Source organism: Legionella pelazae, from assembly GCF_052527395.1.
This window is the reverse complement of the sequence record NZ_JBNVZS010000026.1, coordinates 1-3,363: the sequence shown is the minus strand read 5'-3', so window position 1 is coordinate 3,363 and position 3,363 is coordinate 1. Positions and strand designations below refer to the sequence as shown.

Below are 3,363 nucleotides of genomic sequence, written 5' to 3'. Positions count from 1 at the left end.
TAGAATAAATTCGTAGTATACCAAAAAACGTTCGTTTTGTGAGACCTAAATCCCCTAATTTTGCTAATTAATACAATAGATACGTACATACTGAGTATTAATATAAAAATATAACTTTATTTTTGCTCAAAAGCGGTGAGAATGGGGCAGGGTATAGAATCAGTCTTATTACATTCTTTAATTAAATGATAAAGTGAATCTCGAGCCTCTTTAAGTTCGAGAAGTTGTATATCAATTTTTGCAATCCGTTTTTGAGCGATACTTCTTACACGCCCCCTATCATTTTTAGCATCAAGTTCTAATAATTCTTTTATTTCCTTTAGGGTAAAACCTGCTTTCTTTGCTGAAAGAATGAACCGTAAGCGACTAATGTCGTACTCATCATAGCGCCGGATTTTTTTTGAACTAAATTCTTCCATGCGTGGAGGGACATTAAGGAGCCCTTGTCTTTGGTAATAGCGAATTGTTTCTACCCCAACTCCACAAAGTTTAGAGAATTCCCCAATTGTTTTATTACTCATTATTTGACTCCGTACTATAGTACATACTCTATATTACTTATAGACCATGAATTAATGGAGTATTCAAATGAGTAATACAGCTAAAAAAGCAACCCTCTATCGTATGGTGATGCCAAAACACACGTGCCCTTATGGTCTCAAAGCAAAAAACTTATTACAACAGCAAGGTTATAGCGTTGAAGATAAGTGGCTAACTAGCTGTGAGGAAGTAGACGCGTTTAAAACGAAACATAACGTAAAAACAACGCCTCAAACGTTTATCAATGGGAAACGGATTGGCGGATACGATGATTTACGTGCCTATTTTGGAAAAAAAGTGCGGGATCCAGACGAAAAAAGTTATCGTCCTGTGATTGCTCTTTTTGCAGTAGCCGCACTTATGGCACTCGCTACAAGCTATGCCTTTACCGGCTCAGTTTTTACAACGAGGGCTTTAGGCTGGTTTATTTCCTTTAGCATGACAATACTTGCGCTTTTAAAACTACAAAATATCGAGAGTTTTTCAACCATGTTTCTAAATTACGACCTCTTAGCCAAGAGGTGGGTTCCTTACAGTTATATTTATCCTTTTGCGGAAGCATTAGCAGGGATTTTAATGATTGCCGGGGCTTTCCACTGGATTTCAATCCCGGTAGCTTTATTTATAGGAACGATAGGCGCCATTTCAGTATTTAAAGCAGTTTATATCGATAAGCGCGAATTGAAATGTGCCTGCGTTGGTGGCAACAGTAATGTACCTTTAGGATTTGTTTCATTGACTGAAAACTTAATGATGATTGGAATGGCTTTAGCAATGTGGATTATGTAACGATATCGTCATTTAATTTTTTTGACATCACCTTTCATTGAAATTTAATGGTTAATTTTTCAGGAGAAGTTCATGCGATACTTATTTTTTTCTCTATTATATCTCGGGCTTCCGCTGTGCGTGTTCCCATCTTACTCCCAAGAGCCATATCCTCATTCGCATCAACATGTTGTAAAAAGTGAGGTGTCAGGTAGCAGTCAAATTAAGCTTTTGCTGAAAAATCTATTGAACATGCTTACGCCGAATAAACCAGTAACTATTAGATTTCAATTGATTAAAGATAATAAGGCACTAACATTTAATGATTTAAAGAAAGTGCACACTGAGAAAATCCATGTACTCCTCATTGATTCCTCTCTTAGTGACTATCATCATCTCCATCCCTTGAGGGAGAATCAACATTTTGTGTTTAACTTTACCCCAAAAAACGAAGGTTCCTATCGAATGTGGGTCGATATTACATCCCTTAAAACCAATCAGCAGGAATTTTTAGTGACTGATATAAAAGCTGCCTCCAAAGATCTACCGGTTAAAGAAGAAGTAGCATTAGACGCTACCGTGAGTCCTTATGAATTCACTTTAAAACTAAACTCTGAAACTAAAGCAGGACGGGAGGTAATGGCAACCATCACCGTTACAAAAAATGGCCAACCATTTACGGATCTAGAGCCAGTAATGGGTGCATTTGCTCATGTTGTTGGCTTTAGCGGCGATCGTTCATCTATTGTTCATATTCATCCTATGGGAAAGGAACCTAGTAAAGAATCTGATCGAGGGGGTTCTGAGATAATGTTTCATATAAAATTTAAAAAATCCGGTTTTGTTAAATTATTTGCACAATTTCGGATTAATGGACAAGATATTTACGTTCCATTTGCTATTAAGGTAGATTAATAAGAAGATTGATTGTAAATACAGAGTACTTCGAGAAATTATTTTAGAGTATAAGCTGGAGTATGAACATCAGCGTACTGGCACTCTATTTAGAATAGAGATAGCAGTATAAACAAGTCGCCTGCATAATGTTTTTGATGGTTGAAATTAAGTGGAGTCTCAGAAAAGTTTCTTTTGTTGAGACTCTTATAACCTTAGCTTTCCTGTCAATAAATTCTAGGCCTAATCATATTAAGTCCTCATAAATAAAAATCAAACTTTATTGAGAGTAAAAATAAGGGAGTTAATAAAAGTTAGAAATATCACAAAGGTGTATCTATTTAATAGTATAAAAAATAGATAAAATTGAAAATGTAATGCATTTGTTATACAATTAGGTTGTAAAGATATTTGGAGTTCCTATATGAATAAGGCAGCAACGATTAATGCTCGTATTGAGCCTGCTCTTAAACTACAAGCAGAAGAGATTTTACATAAAGTGGGTCTATCTTCAGCTGAGGCGATTCGTCTATTTTATAGTCAAGTTTGCCTTCAAAACGGCCTTCCATTTGAAGTAAAAATACCCAATAAACAAACGCGTGATGCGATGAAAGAGCTAGAGTCAGGTAAAGGCGAACGATTTAAAACCATGAAGGATGTATGGGATTCTATCGATAATGCTTGAGTTAGAATTAGCGTCCCAATTTAAACGTGATTTGAAAAAGATTGTTAAGCAAGGGAAGAGTAGAAAACTTCTTGATTCTATTGTAGAACAATTGCAAAGGGAGGAGCCTTTAGCACCAAAGTATAAGGATCATAATCTTTCTGGAATTTGGAGTGGGTTTCGTGAATGCCACATTACCCCAGACTGGTTATTAATTTATAAAATTATTAAAGGTGATCGACTACAATTGCTAAGATTAGCGCGAACAGGTTCTCATTCTGAGCTATTTAAATAGAATATACTTGAATGGCCACAAAAAGGTCGTTTCTTGAGACTGTTATTTTAATACTTAGAGTGAGCCATTGTTATTCTATAAAGAGCTCTGTTGCAAGAAACGATTTTATTAGAGGCTGATCACGGTAAACTTAAGCAAGTGATTAATCCTGTAAGAGGATTTAAAGCCATGAAAACAGCTTACGCTTCGATTCGATTAAAAA

Annotated in this window: 5 protein-coding genes and 1 pseudogene; 5 read left to right on the top strand and 1 reads right to left on the bottom strand. The window is 35.7% G+C overall.

The genetic code is table 11. From position 1 onward, the window contains the following. Nucleotides 1–116 precede the first annotated feature (116 nt). Nucleotides 117–521, bottom strand: coding sequence for a MerR family transcriptional regulator (locus ACQUW5_RS15215; protein WP_444992111.1), 405 nt, complete (start codon nucleotides 519–521; stop codon nucleotides 117–119). Nucleotides 522–588: 67 nt separating this feature from the next. Here ACQUW5_RS15215 and ACQUW5_RS15210 point away from each other — a divergent pair, with 67 nt between their 5' ends. The 5 genes and pseudogenes from ACQUW5_RS15210 to ACQUW5_RS15190 all read left to right on the top strand — a co-directional run. Further along, on the top strand, nucleotides 589–1,329 hold the full coding sequence (locus tag ACQUW5_RS15210; protein ID WP_444992110.1) for a MauE/DoxX family redox-associated membrane protein: 741 nt from the start codon (nucleotides 589–591) through the stop codon (nucleotides 1,327–1,329). 120 nt (nucleotides 1,330–1,449) lie between these two features. Next, nucleotides 1,450–2,223 carry a DUF8832 domain-containing protein gene (locus tag ACQUW5_RS15205; protein ID WP_444992109.1) on the top strand — a complete coding sequence of 258 codons (774 nt, stop codon included), beginning with the start codon at nucleotides 1,450–1,452 and terminating at the stop codon, nucleotides 2,221–2,223. 403 nt (nucleotides 2,224–2,626) lie between these two features. Further along, entirely contained in the window at nucleotides 2,627–2,887 is a 261-nt protein-coding gene (locus ACQUW5_RS15200) for a type II toxin-antitoxin system RelB/DinJ family antitoxin (protein ID WP_115332813.1), read from the top strand. Continuing rightward, nucleotides 2,880–3,161 (top strand): type II toxin-antitoxin system RelE/ParE family toxin, encoded by a 282-nt coding sequence (locus tag ACQUW5_RS15195; RefSeq protein WP_444992108.1) that lies wholly within the window; start codon nucleotides 2,880–2,882, stop codon nucleotides 3,159–3,161. Before ACQUW5_RS15200 ends, ACQUW5_RS15195 begins: the two co-directional genes overlap by 8 nt. Before the next feature lie 105 nt (nucleotides 3,162–3,266). Beyond that, a pseudogene (locus ACQUW5_RS15190) lies at nucleotides 3,267–3,363 on the top strand (IS6 family transposase); the annotation flags it as partial.